This is a genomic window from Mesorhizobium sp. M0491 (genome assembly GCF_040321265.1).
Classification (GTDB): domain Bacteria; phylum Pseudomonadota; class Alphaproteobacteria; order Rhizobiales; family Rhizobiaceae; genus Mesorhizobium.
Genome location: NZ_JAMYRE010000061.1, coordinates 1 through 1,403, shown reverse-complemented (window position 1 = coordinate 1,403; position 1,403 = coordinate 1). Strand labels below are relative to the sequence as shown.

1 protein-coding gene is annotated in these 1,403 nt (G+C 58.2%); it reads right to left on the bottom strand.

What is annotated here, in order from left to right:
* Positions 1-9: 9 nt before the first annotated feature.
* Positions 10-1,311, bottom strand: coding sequence for an IS4 family transposase (locus NKI69_RS33465; protein ID WP_128306115.1), 1,302 nt, complete (start codon positions 1,309-1,311; stop codon positions 10-12).
* Positions 1,312-1,403: the final 92 nt, after the last annotated feature.

The following is a 1,403-nucleotide window of genomic DNA, read 5'->3' as shown; positions in this document are numbered from 1 at the left end:
TAATGCAGTTCACTTAGGCACCTTCAGTGTTCTGACAGGATATTTGGCTGGTAGCTTTTTGACGACACGGGGGCATGATCGCCCCCGTGTTTTTGGGAGGATGAGGTCTCCCAGCCGTTGTCTTAATCGGATGAGGTGTGCGGGTAGTTTTGCTGGCGCTTCGATCGCCATCCACCCCCATTCGTGACGAATGTAGTGCAGGGCTGTGGTGAAGCTCAATTCGGTTGGCTTGACCTCGGCTTCAGAGGCAACCTCGGCCATTTCCAACCGCACCAGATTGTAAGCCAGCAAGGCTCCCCAAACTTCCTGATAAACGGTCTGCGGTGTGCCGCTGCGCAGCGTCAATTCGCTGCCAAGAAGCTCCTGCTTCAGCTCTCGATAGCTGGTTTCGATCCGCCAGCGGTCTTCGTATTGCTGCACGATCTCCTGGGCAGGATAGGCCTTCTTGTCCGTCAATGAGGTGAGCAATATTCGCTTTTGCCCATGCCGGTTGACCGTCTCGATCGCCCGAGCTTCCCAGAATGTCGGCAAGTCGGGCTCGGCCTCGCGTGCTTGCGGCGAGACTTTCATGCGCACCCGATAGTCGGTGGCGTTCTGGTCCAGGCGCTGCCATGCACTGTTGCCTTTGGCCGGCAGGAGCCAATGACGTTGCTTGCCCTTCGATTGAAGCTGCAGCAGCAGGCTGGCGCTGAAAAAGCCCTTGTCGAAGACCGTCAGGGATTGGTCCGGCACTTGGTCGAGCAAGCTCTTGGCATAGAGCATCTCATTCTTGCCGTAGATCCCAAACACCGCATCACGCACCAGGTGCGTGGCGAGCGCCGTCAGGGTCAAGAGCCGTAGCTGCGGATAACTTGCAACAGCGCCGGATGCATAGGCTTGCGCTCCAAAATGCGCGCGGTTCTCCACGCTGTCGGCGACACGCAATGTGCTGCCATCCACGGCATAGCGCGCAAGACCCCGCCAGCCTCGCCCGACTTGGTGTCGCTCGTCCCAGCACGTCGCGCTCATCGCAAACAACTGCGCCAGCGGCGCCTGGCCTAAGCGCTGGCGGGCCTGCGTCAAGGCGCTCTTGGCAATGTCCGGGTTCACCTCATCGGGCAACACCAGATCCAGATGGGCCACCACCTCAGGCATGGACTGATGACGATACAAGGAAAGCGCAATCACCAGCCAGACAACTTGCTCGGCGGGGAGCTTGCGCTTGCGGATGCTCGCCTTGCCGCTGCTGGCAAGCGCCAAGGCGATCCATTCCGGATCAATTGCACCCGAAAGTGCCGATAAATCGGCTGTATGTCCTATGCGACCTGGCATCTCAAAACACGAACAGGATGGAAACGAATCTCCATCCTGTTCGATAGGTCTTACCAGATCCTCATCCAGCCCAACTTAAGTGAACTGCATTA